We start from the raw sequence: 15,832 nt of genomic DNA on the forward strand, positions 1-15,832 counted from the left end.
GGGGTGGGACGGTATGTAGATGCTCCCAGCAAAGGCGCTGGGAGCGGAAGGCTTGCAATTAACGATGAGACTTCAGTTTTTCTTTATGGCGGATCAGCTGGCGATCCAATTTATCGACCAACAAATCAATCGCGGCGTACATATCACTACCAATTGCATCCGCAAAAAAATCCGCACCGCTCAGGAATACGCGGGCATCAACTTTCTGCTCCATCTTATCAACTGTCATGGTGACATCAACGCCCGTAATTTTGTCGTGGTGACGATCCAGTCGCTCTAATTTACTGCTGACATAATCTTTAAGGGCGGGAGTTACTTCAACATGGTGACCACTGATATTCAACTGCATAAGACTCTCCTGTGATTTCCTGTGTACTGCACCTCCACTGTACGACAGAAAAAAAAACAGTCAACTAACTTTATGCAGTGTTTTTAGCAATATTTGCCAACTCGTTGATTCTTCAATGTTCACGCGTAGCGCGGAAGCGAATATCGGGCCAACGCTCCTCGGTCAGCGCCAAATTCACGCGCGTAGGCGCCAAATAAGTGAGGTGATCACCGCCATCTATCGCTAAATTTTCGTGGGTTTTTAAGCGGAACTCTTCCAGCTTTCTTGGGTCTTCGGCAGTCAACCAGCGTGCGGTATACACATTGATATTCTCGTATACGCATTCGACTTTGTACTCATCCTTCAAACGATACGCGACGACTTCAAACTGCAACACACCCACCGCGCCGACAATCAAATCGTTGTTGTTCAGTGGCATAAAAACTTGCACCGAACCTTCTTCTGACAACTGCCGCAAACCTTTCTGCAACTGCTTGGCTTTTAAGGGATCTTTTAAGCGGATACGGCGAAACAATTCCGGTGCGAAATGCGGAATACCAGTAAAGCGCAAGTGTTCGCCGCTAGTAAAAGTGTCACCAATTTGTATCGTGCCGTGATTGTGCAAGCCGATGATGTCACCCGCCAGCGCCTCTTCCACCAATACGCGTTCACCCGCCATAAAAGTCACGGCATCCGCGATACGAATATCTTTGCCGATGCGCACATGCTGCATTTTCATGCCCTGCGTGTAACTGCCAGAACAAATACGCATGAACGCGATGCGATCGCGGTGCTTGGGGTCCATATTCGCTTGGATTTTGAAAACAAAACCGGAAAACTTTTCTTCGTGCGGATCAATCACCCGCGTTTCAGTGGCGCGCGATTGCGGCGCGGGCGCCCATTCGACAAAACCATCCAACATTTCGCGCACGCCAAAATTTCCCAGTGCTGTGCCGAAAAATGCTGGCGTTAAAGTACCGGCTAAATATTCTTCCAAATTAAATTCATGTGCCGCGCCGCGCACCAATTCAATTTCACTGCGCACATCATCCGCATAAGGGCCGAGCAGTTTAGAAAATTCATCACTGTCGATACCTTTAATTTGCACATCGTCTTGAATAGTGTGACCAAATCCCTGCTGATACACATGCACGGTATCGGTGTACAAGTTGTAAACGCCTTTGAATTCTTTGCCCATGCCCAGCGGCCAATTGATAGGCGCAACTTTGATGTGCAAAACATTTTCCACTTCGTCGAGCACTTCCATCGGGTCGCGCGTATCGCGATCCATTTTGTTGACGAAAGTGAGTATCGGCGTGTCGCGCAAACGACAGACATCCATCAATTTAATCGTGCGATCTTCAACACCTTTCGCGCCGTCAATCACCATCAACACCGAATCCACCGCCGTCAGTGTGCGGTAAGTGTCTTCCGAGAAATCTTCGTGCCCCGGCGTATCCAACAAATTGACGGTTTTTCCTTTGTACGGAAACTGCATCACTGAGGATGTGACCGAGATACCGCGCTCCTGCTCCATCGTCATCCAATCCGATGTCGCGTGGCGATCACCCTTCTTGCCTTTGACCGAACCGGCGACCTGAATTGCCTGCCCGAATAACAACAGCTTTTCGGTGATAGTGGTTTTACCGGCATCCGGGTGCGAAATAATCGCAAAGGTGCGGCGCAGGTCGATGTCTTCACGCAGGCTCATAACGGCAGTCAGGCAAAATAAGGCGGGCGGCGATTATACAGACTTGCGCCGCAGCGGCGCCGAACCGTCGCGCGGCTTGCTTTCAGCCGCATTGGGCGCAGGTTTAGGCTTGGCTGCACTTGGCTTTTTCGGCGCTGATTTTTTACTGGCGCTGGATTTTTTTTCTGTTGCTTTTTTATCTGCTGTTTTGCTATCGGTTTTTTTCTTATCAGGTTTTTTCTTTTTGCTGCCGACTGCTTTGCCCGATGCTTTCAATTTTTTGGGGCCGAGAAAACTGCCTTTCATTTCTTTGATGATGCGTCGTTCAAACACTTGTTTCAAATAGCGTTCGATGCTGACCATCAAATTCCATTCTTGTGCCGTAATCAGCGACACCACCAAACCGGCATTACCCGCGCGACCTGTTCTGCCCGCACGATGCACATAATCATCACCGCGACGCGACATATCAAAGTTGATCACCAAATCCATGCCTTCAATATCTAAACCGCGTGACGCGACATCGGTTGCCACTAACACATTGATGTGACCTTGATTGAGTCGCGACACCGCTTGCTTGCGATCTTTGTGATCTTTATCGCCGTGTAACACAAACACTTTCGCTGTGCTGTTGCCCGCCTTGTGCGCAGCGATTAACACGCCGCCCAAACGATTGGCTTGATCGCGTGTGTTGGTAAAAATAATCGCTTTTTCATACGGCTCGTTCGCCAGCAACCACAGTGCAATTTTTTCTTTGTGTTTCGCATCATCCGCAGGGACGACTTGCTGCACCGTGGCACTGTTCATTTGACTGACAGGATTCAAACGCAGCACTTGCGGCTCGCGCATCACTTTTGCCGCCAAATCAAACAGCGCGCCATTACTGGTGGCGGAAAACAACAGTGTCTGCCGCTCGGCGTTACTCGCTTCAATCAACTGCAACACATCTTCGCTAAAGCCCATGTCCAGCATGCGATCCGCTTCATCCAACACCAAGATTTCCAAATCTTGCAACTCCAAATTGCCTGCATTGCGCTGCTCCAACAAACGCCCCGGCGTGCCGATCACGATGTCGGGATTTTTGCGTAAACTCGCTGCTTGTTTTTTGTAGTCTTCACCGCCGGTAATCAGTGCCGCTTTGATAAAAGTGAACTGCGCCAACAATTCCACTTGCTTCAGCGTTTGCTGTGCCAACTCGCGTGTCGGCAATAAAATCAGCGCACGCGTAGCTGTGCGCGGTTTCGCGTCTTGCAGGAGGTGGTGCAACATCGGCAACACAAACGCGGCTGTTTTACCGCTGCCGGTTTGCGCCATCACACGCAAATCACTGCCCTGCAAGGCAGCAGGAATAGCTTCTTGCTGCACGGGTGTCGCTTCAGAAAAACCCAAAGTCTCAATCGCTTTTAACAAGCGTTCGTGTAATGCCAATTCAGAAAAATTCATAAATCACTCAATAGAAAAACGCAATCAAAAAAATCACAAACGACGATGCGTGAGTGCCGGCAACTGCGCGCGCACTTCCGCCATGCGCGAAGACTGCCACTCACCCATCACAAACCCTTCACCTTGCGGCAATACCGACAACACCTCACCCCAAGGGTCGATCAACATACTGTGACCCCAAGTGTGGCGACCGTTGCGATGCACGCCGCCCTGCGCCGCCGCTAACACATAACACTGATTTTCGATGGCTCTGGCGCGCAACAACACTTCCCAATGCGCCAGCCCTGTGGTGTAAGTGAACGCCGAAGGCACAACCAGCAGCGCACAATCACCCAATGCGCGAAACAATTCAGTAAAGCGCAAATCGTAACAAACCGAAAGCCCCACACGACCAAAAGGCGCTTCAAAAAAACCGACTGCATCACCCGCCGTAATCGTGCGCGATTCGTCGTAACACTCTATGCCCTGCTGAAAACCGAATAAGTGCATTTTGTCATAGCGAGCAACGCATTCGCCTTGCGGATTAAACACAAGCGTCGTGTTCAGCACTTTTTCTGCTTCTGGTGATTGCAAGGGTATCGTGCCGCCAATCAACCAAATGTCGTGTTGCTGCGCCATTTCACGCATAGCAGTTTGCATTACACCGTCGCCAAACGCTTCTGCCTGTGCCACTTTATCGCGCTCGTGCATACCGATGATCGACCAATATTCCGGCAGTAAAACTAACTGCGCGCCGCGAGAAACAGCATCACGCACCAAGCGCTGCATCGTGGTGATATTTTCCGCTACGACCGGTGTGGAAATCATTTGGATGGCGGCCAACTTCATCGTCACAAACTCACTTCTTTGCTGTCGTTTTGGCATGAAAATTCGCCACCACCATCGCATGATCGCTGACATGCGGTTTATTGACGCCCAAGTGCGCACTGCGCAATGACCACTCTTGCAAACGCCAACGGCTATCGGCGGCGCGATGATGAAAATGCCACGAAAAAAATAAATGATCGAGCGCCAAAGCTTCATCATCGCCATAAAAAGTCGCGTATTTTTTTTCGTCGATGCGTTCAGCGCCGTTGTCTAAATCCAATAAATGATACAAACCCCAATCGGCGCGCCGGCCACTGCGATTATTCGCTCCGCGACGAAAACGCACATCACCTTTCAGCAAATCGGTGACGCCGCTGGGGTGGCGATCATTGCAATCGCCCGCCACGATCACCGCATCATTGGATTGTATCAATTGCTGATTGACCAACACGCGCAACACCGCTGCTTCTGCCAAGCGACGCATACCCGATAGAGCGCGACCGATATCCAACCAACTGTCGGCGGGTGCGCCGTAATAGCGATCATCACTCGGTGAAATCGGTCGGCGCGATTTCAAATGCGCGTTAAAAACAGTCAGCGTGCGCGCATCGGCATTGCGCAAGCGCAATTTCAAAATCGGGCGCGAAAAGTGTTGAATACCAACCGCCATACGATAGCGCGCGTCTTCACTGCGCCAATCTAAACTGCTGGGGAAATCGGTGATCCATTCCGCGCTGATGATTTCCCAATCGCGATGCACAGCCGTGGCGACCTGCATCTCTTCTTCGCCATCGTGACACAGCAATTGATACTGTTCTGCTAAACCTGCTGTAGCAAAAACATCGTGTAAGGCTTTTGCACTCCACACTTCTTGAAACGCCATGATGCTGGCTGGCTGCGCGCGCAACTGCTCTGCCGTCCAACCGACTTTTTTTTGATACTGCGCGGGCGTCCACGAAAATTCGCCAAACATTTGCTTGCTGGGCAACTGCAAATTGCACAAATTGAACGAACTCACCGAGAGGTTCATTGTGCGCAGAGCCATAAAACGAGAGCCACTGCCAAGTGGGGAAGCCCACTGGTGACGCATCGGGGTTCATCGCTATGATGGCGCACTGTTTGATGAACTGACGAGGATGGCAACATGAGTGAGAAAAAACCTGTAATTGCAGTGGTGGGCGGCACGGGCGACTTAGGCACCGGTCTGGTTTTTCGCTGGGTTAGAGCAGGCTACCATGTGGTGATTGGCTCGCGCAAAGCAGAGAGCGCAGCCGAAGCTGCCACCGCGATGAAAGCGCGCGTTGCCGGTGCCAATGTTGAAGGCATGGAGAACAGCGCCGCCGCTGCCAAAGCAGACATCGTGTGCATGACGGTACCTTTTTCGCATCAACAAGACACACTCGCGGTGATTCGCGAATCGGTACAAGGCAAAATTTTTATTGATGTCACCGTGTCACTGAAACCACCCAAAGTCGCCACCGTGCAACTGCCCGCCGAAGGTTCTGCCGGTGTGATTGCACAACAAACACTCGGTGACAATGTGCGCGTGGTTTCTGCGTTTCAAAATATCGCTGCGGCGCATCTCAATGATGCACACGATATTCACTGCGATGTGTTGGTGACGGGCGATGATGTTGATGCACGCGAAACCGTGGTGCAAATCGCGCAAGCCGCTGGCATGAAAGCATGGCACGCAGGTCCTCTCGCCAACTCCGCTGCGACGGAAGCGCTGACTTCCGTTTTAATTTTTATGAACAAACGCTACAAAATTGCAGGCGGTGCAGGCATCACCATCACCGGCGAAGTGGGCGCATGAGTTTATTGCTATGAGCTCACTGCAACTGTTTGCGCTGCGCGATTTTCCACTGATCAAACCAGAGGATGATATCGCAGCGCACATTGTGCAATCCCTGCAACATAATCAACACACGCTGCGCGATGGCGATATTCTCGTCATCGCACAGAAAATTGTTTCCAAAGCTGAAAATCGCTATCGCCAACTCAATACTTTTATTCCTTCTGCAGACGCCGAACGCTACGCGCAAGAAACCGGCAAAGATGCGCGTTTAGTGGAATTGGTGCTGCAAGAATCTAATCGCGTTTTGCGCCATCGTTTTGGTTCAATCGTGGTCGAACACAAACTGGGATTCGTGCACGCCAACGCCGGCATTGATCAATCCAACTTGCCCGACAACAGCGATTCAGAAACGGCCTTGCTGCTGCCAGAAAACCCCGATGCCAGCGCACAGCAATTACGCGCAGCATTACAACAACACTACGGCGCGCAAATCGCCGTCATCATCAACGACAGTTTTGGTCGCGCGTGGCGACTCGGCACTTGCGGCATTGCCATTGGCGTCGCCGGCATTGAGCCTTTATTGGATTTACGCGGCGCGCCGGATTTATTTGGTCGCACACTGGAAATTACGCAAGTGGGTATCGCCGATGAAATGGCGGCAGCGGCTTCACTGTTGATGGGGCAAGCGGGCGAAGGCTCACCCGTAGTGCTATTGCGCGGCGCGCAGTGGCAAGCGAATGAAAACGCATCCATACAAACACTGCTGCGCAAACCTCACGAGGATATGTTTCGGTGAGCGATGCCTCATTGAAAAAAACAGGCAAAGTTATTGCGCTGTGTGGCGGTGTTGGCGGTGCAAAATTGGCATGGGGCTTGGCGCAAGTTTTATCGCCAGAACAACTCACGCTCATCGTCAACACTGGCGATGATTTTGAACATTTGGGTTTACACATTTCGCCCGATATCGACACCGTGTTGTATACCCTCGCCCATCGCAACAACCGCGAACTCGGCTGGGGGTTGCAAGACGAGTCGTGGCAGTGCATGGCGGCACTCGAACAATTGGGCGGAGAAACTTGGTTTCGTTTAGGCGATAAAGATCTCGCCACGCATTTTTTTCGCACGCAGCTACTCGCCAGCGGCAAAACACTCACGCAAGTGACTGCGCAATTGAGCAGCGCGTTGGGCATTACACATCGCATATTACCAATGTGCGACACAGCACAACCAACACTGGTAGATACAGAACAAAGCACACTCGCGTTTCAACATTATTTTGTGCGCGAACAGTGCAAACCTGTTGTGCGCGGCGTGCGTTATCAGCAGGCAAACAATGCACAGATGTCCGATGAAGTGCGCGCTGCGTTAACCGATCACGCACTCACCCACATCATCATCTGCCCGTCCAACCCTTGGCTCAGCATCGCGCCTATTTTGGCCGTGCCGGAACTGCGTGCGCTGCTGCAAACTCAGCGCGAAAAAATTACTGTGGTTTCACCATTGATTGGCGGGCAAGCCGTGAAAGGCCCCACCGCAAAAATGATGGCGGAAATGCAAATCGCCACCGATTCATTCAGCATCGCCGATTTTTACCGTGATTTATTGGGCATACTGGTGATTGATGACTGCGATGCGCAAGATACTGAAATCTTACGAGCAGAAAAAATCCACGTCACGGTGTTCAAAACTTTGATGCGCAGTGATGCGGATAAGATTGGGTTAGCAAAAAACCTGCTCGGCGCTTGCTAATTTAATGCTCAATCATCGGCAAACTTTTTTCTAAGCATTGTGTAGTACAAGTATTCATTTTCATTGTGCTGCTACCGCTTTACCCGCCATGCGCCCTGAAAAAGTGGCATCGCCCACTGACATACCGCTGCCATAACCGTCGCCGCGTCGTGGCACACCCGCTGCTGTGCGCCCTGCGGCGTAAAGCCCGCGGATCACCGAGCCATCCGCGCGCAACACTTCGCCAGAAGGCAGCGTATCTAAACCGCCGAGTGTGAAGCAGGGAAAAATTGCGCCGCGCTCTGGTGTGGCATCTAACGCCACTAATGGTGGCAGCATCGGTTTCAACCACTGCGCCGATTTATGAAATAAAGGATCTTCACCTTTTGCGGCGTGTTCGTTGTAAAAATTGATGGTGTGCGCGAGTGAATTAGGCGAAAAACCGAGTTCCTGTTCCAACTCTTCTGGCGTTTCTCCAGTGCCAACAATATCGCCATTAAAAAACGGTTTGCGATCGACATTGCCGTAATCTTCTACCGAAACAATCATGTACAAACGATCGCCCGGCTGCTGCGCAGCGTAAGTACCGACGCGACCGTGATAGGCATCTTCATTGATAAAACGCTGCCCCATCGCATTGACAAAAATGCCGTAAGTCATATTGCCTGGCGGATAAAACGGAATCGTCATAAAACCTTCGTGCATATTGATGGCTGCACCACCCACGCTGATACCCATTTGTATACCGCTGCCAGTGTCGCCCGGATTGCCGATGGGAATATTGCCACGCAACAATTTTGGCGCGTACTTTTGCAGCATTTCGCGATTCATGATGAAACCGCCTGCGCACAACACCACGCCTTTGCGCGCTTTGACAAAACGCTCTTGCATGTCGATACGCACAACGATGCCGTGCACCGCGCCCTGCTCATCGGCAATCAAACACAGGGTGCGCGTGTCGTAATGCACGCGAATATTTTTTTTCTGCTCGACATTTTCCGTGAGAATTTTCATCAATAACGGACCGCCATTATCGCCTTCCACTTGCAAGTTGTGACCGCGCGCCACGGGTTTTGCTATATCGCGAAACGGCCACGCTTTTTCATTGCCGGTGTAGAGCAAACCGTCATCTGTTAAAGCAACGATGGCGCGTTTATCCAAAAAAGAATCTTTGAACGGCACGCCGCGCGCCACTAGCCAATTGAAGTGATCAACCGCGCCTTCAGCATAGGCGCGCACTTTGGCTGCGTCCGCTTGCGGGTTATGGCAAGCCATCAAAAAATTGAAAAAGTTTTCCGTGGAATCTTCAAAACCGCTGGCTTTTTGTACGCGCGTACCGCCGTTGCCACCGAGATACACTTCACCGGATGACATCGCTGTCGAACCGCCACTCGCGCTCGCCAATTCAAAAATCATGACATCGGCACCGGCGTCTGCCGCTTCCAATGCCGCGCAAGCACCCGCGCCACCAAAACCGACCACGGCGACATCGGTTTCAAAATCCCACTGCGGGACATCTTTCAGCAGAACAGAACGGGCGGGGCTAAAACGCGCTTCACTCATGGTGCAATCTCGCTGTGGTGATGGGAAAACCCGCATGATACCAAGGCTTTTCGCTGTACTGCGCACCTTGTGTTGCGGGCAACCGCGCTTAACTTTCCTATGGCTTTATTGTTTAATGCTCGCCTCTTTATATTTCCCTCCATGCCGAGTTCGACATGAGTCTTTTGGTTCAAAAATTTGGTGGCACTTCGGTGGGCTCGGTGGAGCGCATTGAGGCTGTTGCTGACAAACTGGTGAAGTTTCATCAACAAGGGCATCAATTAGTCGTGGTTGTGTCTGCCATGAGCGGCGAAACCAACCGCTTAATTGCGCTCGCCAAATCGATTGTTGATCCACCTGATCAGCGTGAATTGGATGTCATCGTTTCTACCGGTGAGCAAGTCACGATTGGCTTGCTGTCGATGGCGCTAAAAAAACGCGGGGTGGATGCGCGTTCTTACACCGGCACACAAGTACGCATCCTGACTGATAGTTCTTTTAATAAAGCACGCATCGAGCATATCGACGATCAAAACATCCGTGCAGATTTAGCGGCGGGTCGCATTGTTGTGGTCGCTGGATTCCAAGGTGTCGATGAAAACGGCAACATCACTACGCTCGGTCGCGGCGGCTCAGACACCACGGGCGTTGCGCTCGCTGCTGCGCTGAAAGCCGACGAATGCCAGATCTACACTGATGTCGATGGCGTTTACACCACGGATCCTCGCGTCGTGCCAGAAGCGCGCCGCCTGAGCCGCATCACTTTTGAAGAGATGCTGGAGATGGCGAGCCTCGGTTCTAAAGTGCTGCAAATTCGCTCGGTTGAATTCGCCGGTAAATACAATGTCCCCCTGCGCGTGCTGCACAGTTTTCAAGACGGCCCCGGCACGCTGATCACTCTTGAGGATGAATCCACCATGGAACACCCCATTATTTCTGGTATTGCCTTCACTCGCGACGACGCCAAGTTGACCGTGCGCGGCGTACCCGACAAACCCGGCATTGCCTCGCGCATTCTCGGCCCTGTTAGCGAAGCCAATATTGAAGTGGATGTCATCGTGCAGAATGTTGCGGCGGACAACACCACCGATTTCACTTTCACCGTCGCCAAAAGTGAAATGACAAAGACAGCTGCCATTTTGGAAAAGTTGGCGAAGGAACTTGGTGCGCGCGAAGTCGTCCAAGATGACAAGATAGCTAAAGTGTCCATCGTTGGCGTAGGTATGCGTTCACACGCAGGCGTTGCCGCCAAAATGTTTCAAGCTCTAGCTGCACACAATATCAATATTCAGATGATCACCACTTCAGAAATCAAAATTTCCGTGGTGATCGAAGAAAAGTTCATGGAGCTCGCCGTGCGCGCACTGCACGAGGCTTTTGAACTAGAAAAGGCGTAGTAAATATTTAGACTTCCTCGGATTTTGCTCTCCCGAGGTAAAACACTGGCAGCACGGTAACAAAGGAGTATCGTTACCCTGTCTGCTGATTTTGGCGAATCCATTTATGTTCGCCGCATTAACATGGAGATATCGTTATGCTTATTTTAACGCGTCGTATCGGCGAAACCCTGATGGTTGGTGATGATGTCACCGTGACTGTATTGGGTGTTAAAGGCAATCAAGTGCGTATTGGCATCAATGCACCGAAAAATGTTTCAGTTCATCGCGAAGAAATTTATCAACGCATTCAGCAAGAGAAACAAGGTGGCGGTGCTAGCAGCTACAGCAAACCCTCTTACGATGATGACGATTACGGCCACGATAGCCACGGCAATCGTTAATCCCTGAACACTGCTTCAGGCCTCGCGCCTGAAGTTTTGTGTGTGCTGTCGATGAGCACGGATGCTCAACTTCAATTTTTGTTTTGTCTGCTTTGAATGGCATCAACTTGTTGCTATCATGCCGCCCCTCTGGAGAGATGGCCGAGAGGCCGAAGGCGCTCCCCTGCTAAGGGAGTATCGGGTCAAAAGCCTGATCGAGGGTTCGAATCCCTCTCTCTCCGCCATTTACTTATCCAACAAAGTCCTGTTAATTAGCATTTTTCGCAGCTTCTTGATTCGAGGGAAGCCACTGCGCATGACAAACACTCGCGTTAATGAAATTGATTTACTGCGCTTTTTAGCGGCTATCGCTGTTGTTTTTTTTCACTATTCGTTTAGAGGCTATGCCGCTGACGATATGTCGGTCATGCCTTACCCTCTATTTGCTTCAGCCTCTAAATACGGTTACCTCGGCGTTGAACTTTTTTTTATGATTAGCGGATTCGTTATTCTGATGACGGCCGCTAGTGGCAGCTTACGAGGCTTTGTTATTTCAAGAATCGTTAGGCTTTACCCCGCCTTCTGGGTTTGTTGCACTATTACTTTCTTGCTCACTATTACCATAGGTGGAGCGCGCTACACAGCATCCATTGGCCAATACTTAGCCAATATGACGATGCTAAGTGGCTTTACAAAAATCCCATCAATTGATGGCGCATACTGGTCCCTATTTATAGAAATTCGTTTCTATTTATTAGTGGCCATTGTGTTGCTTGTTGGAAAAATCCACAAAGCGCAAACGCTCACTTTAGCGTGGCTAGTGCTTACGATCATCCTAGAAATTAAATCAACTAGAACGCTGCGTAATTTTTTCATCACAGAATATTCTGCATTTTTTATTGCTGGGGCAACTTTCTTTTTTATTTGGGAGAAAGGCCTTTCCAATACAAGGATAGCCATGATTATCACATCATGGGCATTGGCAGTATTTAAATCCACCGACAAACTGGATGTCTTTGAAAAGCACTATGCAACACCAATCAGCAGCTACGTGGTCGCAGGAATAGTCACTTTGTTCTTTGTGCTCATGGCGCTGGCGTCATTAAGACGAACAGGGTTTATCGGGCGTCACCAATGGCTGTTAGCAGGTGTACTCACCTACCCGCTATATCTTTTGCATCAAAATATCGGCTTTATGGTTTTCAACTTGGCATACCCTCAAGTTAACGCGCACATCCTATTTTGGGGGATGATTCTCGTCGTCATTGCTATCGCATATGCTGTTCATTTTTTTATTGAGAAAAGATTTGCCAGCCCGATGAAACGCGCACTCAATACACTCACCGATTTCGGCCAGCAAAAGCTGAGCCTCGTGCGTAGCGCTATCGAGCAGCGCAGAGGGAACTGATCTAGGGATATGCTGCTCAACCCCGCACAAATTCCCATACGCAGATACTGGCCTTCTGGTGCACCAATGCCTGCACAAGAAGAAACCTAAGGTTTGTTGATGCGACTCCAATCAGACGGATAGCCATCGCAGCCTGCCAACAACAATACCAATAACAGGACAACGCCGCTGGCGACGCTGTGCCGCACTTGATAACACCAAGACTTCATTCACTCTCCTCAACAATATTCCCACCAGCCCATTATCGAACAAAAAAACCAAATACTTTTCATTTAGCGGTTGACGCATCAAGGGGCGATGCCTATAGTGCGCACCCTACGCGCCCGTAGCTCAGCTGGATAGAGTACCTGGCTACGAACTAGGTGGTCGGGAGTTCGAATCTCTCCGGGCGCGCCATATAAAACAAAGGCTTAGTGTTTGCGCACTAAGCCTTTTTCTTTTCAGAAACTCCCATCAGCTCTACGGCTGCAAGCGATATCCCACTGCTGTTTCCGTAAGTAGGTATTGGGGCTGTGCTGGATCATCTTCGAGCTTTGGTCGCAAATACCCCATGTGGATACGCAAGTAGTGTGTTCTTTCGCTGTAAGCCGCGCCACACACTTCTTGTAGCAATGTTATACCCAAAAGAAAAAACCGTATTTTCGCATAAAACTATTTAAAAACTTTAACGACAGATAGCACCAAGCTGCCACCACAATAGCCATCACCGCCGGCAAAAATTTTGCAGTTATTTTCATCGATATTGCTATCGGTGTACGCCAAGCCGACATTAACGCCATAAAACTCTTTGCTAACACCGATGTTGTAGTAGCTGTATTTTGAATCCGTGCCACCAAGCCAACCGGCATCTTTGTAATCGTATTGACCCAAAGTCGTGGTCAGTGTCGCGCCAATGAGCAGTGCGTAAGTGTGCGAACCGTAGTAATGCACGGCGCTATCGGCATCAACAATCGGTGTGTCTTTTGAGTAATCGAGGCCCACAGCAAACGAACCGATACTACCGGCGTTGTAGCTCACTTGTGCGTGAGTTTCGTTGAAATCCAGCGCGTTGGCGTTGTCATACAAATACTTGGTGTGTTTGAGATCGAAGGCAAAATCGCCCATGTTGAAGCCGTAACCCGCGTAGATGTCTTGCTCAGTGTGCGCGCGAGGCGCCAGTTTAAAATCCACATTCGACAACCAAGTGCCTGTGTAGAAGCCAGAAGAATGCGTGATATCCACGCCGCCTTGCACCGCCACACCGTTGCGCGTTTGACTGATGCCACGCCACATATAGTTACTGGATAAACCAATGTTGCCGCTGCCTTCAAAACCCGCGCCCAATTCCAGAGCCATGACTGGTAAACCAACCAGCAGCAACGAACTGGCTGTGGCAATTTTTACTGCGTTGAAAATTTTCATTTCAAACTACCTCATGATGGAAATTGTAAAGACAAAATCTGCCGCAGTGACCACCCACAGCCTATTAAATGATATTGATTCCTATTTACATTTATCTCTGGCGCAAATATGATAATGATTCTCATCTGCAGAAAGGATACCGTGCCATGGCAAACAGCAGCTCGATCTACCCGACAAACATCACCGTCAGCGATATCAGCGCCAGCGAACGCTTGATGTTGATGACGCTGCGGCTTTGGGCTATCCCTCATCACAGCCCGCACAAGCAATGCCCAGACTGGCGCACCGGCCTCTACCAATGTGATGCGGGCGACCAAGCCTGTGCCGCGATGGATGCCTTCATGAACATACTGTTGTCCTACAGCGCGCGCGCGATGGATATGCGGTGCACTTGTAACGAACGCTTGGGGCTTGATGAAGGTTTATTTCTACAGATGTTGGCTCTGCTGCAAGACAACAAACACTGGGAAGCACAGGCCATTCTGGCTGATTGGGTGCCGCTGCCCGTGCAAGGCATGGCTCTGTTGTGCGCCATGCACCTCGCCGAAGCGCTGCGCAAAGCGGAGATTGTGGTGCCCCTGTTTACACGCCAACCGGCGCAGATTTTTCAGTTTGAGGAGTTCCGCGCGCGCCGTATGCAGCAAACTCTGTATGCCGCAGGACAAGTGCTGCATTGATTGCAGCCTACTGATTAGGCACAGCGCCCACTGGCTGTACGCCGCCACCTGGCAGCATCACAAAACCCAGCTTGGTGATGCCCGCTTCTTTGACTTGCGCCATCACTTGCGCCACGCGCTCATAGCGCACTTCTTTGTCCGCCATCAAATGCAACTCCGGCTGCGGTTGTTGTGTGGCAGCCTCGGTTAAACGCACAACCAAATTTTCATCCGCTACGCTTTCACCATTCCAAGTGATTTTGCCCACTGGGTCGATGGACAGCTTAATCGCCTTCGGCTTGTCCTGTGTCGTGGTTCCTGCCGCCTTGGGCAAATTCACGGTGATCGACTGCGTCATCAGCGGCGCACAGACCATGAAGATAATCAGCAACACCAACATGACATCGACCAGCGGCGTCATGTTGATCTCCGACATCGGCTGCGAAGCGCCCTGCTCAAATCCACCGAAGGCCATTAGTTTTGGCTCCCACCGTTGTTACTGGCGTGCGTGCTGGGCGGTACGCCGGCAGCCAGCGGCTTTACCTTCGCCGAGCGCAGTAAGGCCGTTTTATTGACGCTTTGATGCGTGCCTGTGGTGAAGTACATCAACAGATCATGGGCAAAACCATCGAGATCAGCGGCAATCAAACGCTGCACACGGTTAAAAGCGTTGTAGCCCAGCACAGCGGGAATCGCCACAAACAAACCAATGGCCGTCATGATCAAAGCTTCACCCACGGGGCCCGCCACTTTGTCCAGTGATGCCTGACCTGTGACACCGATGGCCGCCAGTGCGTGATAAATCCCCCACACCGTACCAAACAGCCCAACAAAAGGAGAAACCGAACCAATGGAAGCGAGAAACACTTGGCCTCTCTCCAAATCGGAAGTGGCGCGGTTCAATGCTTGACGCAGCGCGCGCGTCACAATTTCATTCAGAGACATTTCTGCATCTAAATGCGCCTGAATGCCAGGGCGATGGTTTTGAAAATGTGACACCGCCAAAATACCGTGCTTCACCAGCAGATAGAACGGCTGCATACGCGATAACTTGCTCATGCCCGTTTCCAAATCCTGCGCCTGCCAAAAGCGATCCACTGCGCCGCTGTTAGCGTGCTGCCACCAAGCGAGCTGCACACTTTTTCCCAAAATAATGCTCCAGCTAATCACCGACATCAGCAGCAACAAAATCAATACACCGTGTGAAATAGCATCGCCCTGCTGCCAAAAGGTGACGAAATTGAGATCAAAAGTCATGTCATTGCCTCTCTA

General features: G+C 50.8%; 18 protein-coding genes and 2 tRNA genes. 9 read left to right on the forward strand and 11 right to left on the reverse strand.

Annotated elements, in window-relative coordinates:
* Positions 1–58: 58 nt before the first annotated feature.
* The 5 genes from raiA to R3E63_02570 all read right to left on the reverse strand — a co-directional run bounded on the left by raiA (position 59) and on the right by R3E63_02570 (position 5,313).
* Entirely contained in the window at positions 59–349 is a 291-nt protein-coding gene (gene raiA, locus R3E63_02550; protein MEZ5538842.1) for a ribosome-associated translation inhibitor RaiA, read from the reverse strand.
* A 112-nt stretch (positions 350–461) separates the two neighbouring features.
* Positions 462–2,039, reverse strand: a complete 1,578-nt coding sequence (locus tag R3E63_02555; GenBank protein ID MEZ5538843.1) for a peptide chain release factor 3 — start codon at positions 2,037–2,039, stop codon at positions 462–464.
* A 33-nt stretch (positions 2,040–2,072) separates the two neighbouring features.
* On the reverse strand, positions 2,073–3,461 hold the full coding sequence (locus R3E63_02560; GenBank protein MEZ5538844.1) for a DEAD/DEAH box helicase: 1,389 nt from the start codon (positions 3,459–3,461) through the stop codon (positions 2,073–2,075).
* A gap of 33 nt (positions 3,462–3,494) precedes the next feature.
* A complete protein-coding gene (locus tag R3E63_02565) occupies positions 3,495–4,289 on the reverse strand; it encodes a carbon-nitrogen hydrolase family protein (protein MEZ5538845.1) in 795 nt (264 codons plus the stop codon).
* A gap of 10 nt (positions 4,290–4,299) precedes the next feature.
* Complete coding sequence (locus R3E63_02570; protein ID MEZ5538846.1) at positions 4,300–5,313, reverse strand: hypothetical protein; 1,014 nt, start codon at positions 5,311–5,313, stop codon at positions 4,300–4,302.
* A 99-nt stretch (positions 5,314–5,412) separates the two neighbouring features.
* Here R3E63_02570 and npdG point away from each other — a divergent pair, with 99 nt between their 5' ends.
* The 3 genes from npdG to cofD are packed head-to-tail and all read left to right on the forward strand — an operon-like array spanning position 5,413 to position 7,815.
* Positions 5,413–6,084, forward strand: coding sequence for an NADPH-dependent F420 reductase (gene npdG / locus R3E63_02575; protein ID MEZ5538847.1), 672 nt, complete (start codon positions 5,413–5,415; stop codon positions 6,082–6,084).
* Between the two features lie 10 nt (positions 6,085–6,094).
* Complete coding sequence (gene cofE / locus R3E63_02580) at positions 6,095–6,862, forward strand: coenzyme F420-0:L-glutamate ligase (GenBank protein MEZ5538848.1); 768 nt, start codon at positions 6,095–6,097, stop codon at positions 6,860–6,862.
* Complete coding sequence (gene cofD / locus R3E63_02585; GenBank protein MEZ5538849.1) at positions 6,859–7,815, forward strand: 2-phospho-L-lactate transferase; 957 nt, start codon at positions 6,859–6,861, stop codon at positions 7,813–7,815. The genes cofE and cofD overlap by 4 nt, the downstream gene beginning before the upstream one ends.
* A gap of 60 nt (positions 7,816–7,875) precedes the next feature.
* On the opposite strand, the gene R3E63_02590 is transcribed toward cofD, so the two are convergent.
* A complete protein-coding gene (locus R3E63_02590) occupies positions 7,876–9,357 on the reverse strand; it encodes an FAD-dependent oxidoreductase (protein ID MEZ5538850.1) in 1,482 nt (493 codons plus the stop codon).
* Positions 9,358–9,512: 155 nt separating this feature from the next.
* Here R3E63_02590 and R3E63_02595 point away from each other — a divergent pair, with 155 nt between their 5' ends.
* The 4 genes from R3E63_02595 (at position 9,513) to R3E63_02610 (ending at position 12,503) form a co-directional block, all read left to right on the forward strand.
* The gene (locus tag R3E63_02595; protein MEZ5538851.1) at positions 9,513–10,733 is read left to right on the forward strand and encodes an aspartate kinase; all 1,221 of its coding nucleotides are present in this window, start codon (positions 9,513–9,515) and stop codon (positions 10,731–10,733) included.
* Positions 10,734–10,870: 137 nt separating this feature from the next.
* Positions 10,871–11,116 (forward strand): carbon storage regulator CsrA, encoded by a 246-nt coding sequence (gene csrA / locus R3E63_02600; protein MEZ5538852.1) that lies wholly within the window; start codon positions 10,871–10,873, stop codon positions 11,114–11,116.
* Between the two features lie 131 nt (positions 11,117–11,247).
* Positions 11,248–11,340, forward strand: a tRNA-Ser gene (locus tag R3E63_02605).
* 71 nt (positions 11,341–11,411) lie between these two features.
* Positions 11,412–12,503, forward strand: coding sequence for an acyltransferase (locus tag R3E63_02610; GenBank protein MEZ5538853.1), 1,092 nt, complete (start codon positions 11,412–11,414; stop codon positions 12,501–12,503).
* Between the two features lie 86 nt (positions 12,504–12,589).
* On the opposite strand, the gene R3E63_02615 is transcribed toward R3E63_02610, so the two are convergent.
* A complete protein-coding gene (locus R3E63_02615) occupies positions 12,590–12,712 on the reverse strand; it encodes a hypothetical protein (protein ID MEZ5538854.1) in 123 nt (40 codons plus the stop codon).
* 110 nt (positions 12,713–12,822) lie between these two features.
* Between R3E63_02615 and R3E63_02620 the strand changes: the two genes are divergently transcribed.
* A tRNA-Arg gene (locus tag R3E63_02620) sits at positions 12,823–12,899 on the forward strand.
* Between the two features lie 63 nt (positions 12,900–12,962).
* On the opposite strand, the gene R3E63_02625 is transcribed toward R3E63_02620, so the two are convergent.
* Both R3E63_02625 and R3E63_02630 read right to left on the reverse strand, forming a co-directional pair.
* Positions 12,963–13,127, reverse strand: coding sequence for a winged helix-turn-helix domain-containing protein (locus R3E63_02625; protein ID MEZ5538855.1), 165 nt, complete (start codon positions 13,125–13,127; stop codon positions 12,963–12,965).
* A 27-nt stretch (positions 13,128–13,154) separates the two neighbouring features.
* On the reverse strand, positions 13,155–13,904 hold the full coding sequence (locus R3E63_02630; GenBank protein ID MEZ5538856.1) for a TorF family putative porin: 750 nt from the start codon (positions 13,902–13,904) through the stop codon (positions 13,155–13,157).
* Between the two features lie 146 nt (positions 13,905–14,050).
* Here R3E63_02630 and R3E63_02635 point away from each other — a divergent pair, with 146 nt between their 5' ends.
* Positions 14,051–14,581, forward strand: a complete 531-nt coding sequence (locus R3E63_02635; protein ID MEZ5538857.1) for a hypothetical protein — start codon at positions 14,051–14,053, stop codon at positions 14,579–14,581.
* Positions 14,582–14,588: 7 nt separating this feature from the next.
* On the opposite strand, the gene R3E63_02640 is transcribed toward R3E63_02635, so the two are convergent.
* Complete coding sequence (locus tag R3E63_02640; protein ID MEZ5538858.1) at positions 14,589–15,035, reverse strand: biopolymer transporter ExbD; 447 nt, start codon at positions 15,033–15,035, stop codon at positions 14,589–14,591.
* Complete coding sequence (locus R3E63_02645; protein MEZ5538859.1) at positions 15,035–15,817, reverse strand: MotA/TolQ/ExbB proton channel family protein; 783 nt, start codon at positions 15,815–15,817, stop codon at positions 15,035–15,037. Before R3E63_02645 ends, R3E63_02640 begins: the two co-directional genes overlap by 1 nt.
* Positions 15,818–15,832 lie beyond the last annotated feature (15 nt).

It is taken from the genome of Pseudomonadales bacterium (assembly GCA_041395665.1).
In the GTDB taxonomy this organism is placed as follows: Bacteria; Pseudomonadota; Gammaproteobacteria; order Pseudomonadales; family UBA7239; genus UBA7239.

Coding starts and splice junctions, on each gene's coding strand:
- R3E63_02615 (MEZ5538854.1), bottom strand. CDS start 12,712: ATGAAGTCTTGGTGTTATCAAGTGCGGCACAGCGTCGCCAGCGGCGTT.
- csrA (MEZ5538852.1), top strand. CDS start 10,871: ATGCTTATTTTAACGCGTCGTATCGGCGAAACCCTGATGGTTGGTGAT.
- R3E63_02640 (MEZ5538858.1), bottom strand. CDS start 15,035: ATGGCCTTCGGTGGATTTGAGCAGGGCGCTTCGCAGCCGATGTCGGAG.
- R3E63_02570 (MEZ5538846.1), bottom strand. CDS start 5,313: ATGGCTCTGCGCACAATGAACCTCTCGGTGAGTTCGTTCAATTTGTGC.
- raiA (MEZ5538842.1), bottom strand. CDS start 349: ATGCAGTTGAATATCAGTGGTCACCATGTTGAAGTAACTCCCGCCCTT.
- R3E63_02610 (MEZ5538853.1), top strand. CDS start 11,412: ATGACAAACACTCGCGTTAATGAAATTGATTTACTGCGCTTTTTAGCG.
- R3E63_02645 (MEZ5538859.1), bottom strand. CDS start 15,817: ATGACTTTTGATCTCAATTTCGTCACCTTTTGGCAGCAGGGCGATGCT.
- npdG (MEZ5538847.1), top strand. CDS start 5,413: ATGAGTGAGAAAAAACCTGTAATTGCAGTGGTGGGCGGCACGGGCGAC.
- R3E63_02595 (MEZ5538851.1), top strand. CDS start 9,513: ATGAGTCTTTTGGTTCAAAAATTTGGTGGCACTTCGGTGGGCTCGGTG.
- R3E63_02555 (MEZ5538843.1), bottom strand. CDS start 2,039: ATGAGCCTGCGTGAAGACATCGACCTGCGCCGCACCTTTGCGATTATT.
- R3E63_02630 (MEZ5538856.1), bottom strand. CDS start 13,904: ATGAAAATTTTCAACGCAGTAAAAATTGCCACAGCCAGTTCGTTGCTG.
- R3E63_02635 (MEZ5538857.1), top strand. CDS start 14,051: ATGGCAAACAGCAGCTCGATCTACCCGACAAACATCACCGTCAGCGAT.
- R3E63_02565 (MEZ5538845.1), bottom strand. CDS start 4,289: ATGAAGTTGGCCGCCATCCAAATGATTTCCACACCGGTCGTAGCGGAA.
- cofE (MEZ5538848.1), top strand. CDS start 6,095: ATGAGCTCACTGCAACTGTTTGCGCTGCGCGATTTTCCACTGATCAAA.
- R3E63_02590 (MEZ5538850.1), bottom strand. CDS start 9,357: ATGAGTGAAGCGCGTTTTAGCCCCGCCCGTTCTGTTCTGCTGAAAGAT.
- R3E63_02560 (MEZ5538844.1), bottom strand. CDS start 3,461: ATGAATTTTTCTGAATTGGCATTACACGAACGCTTGTTAAAAGCGATT.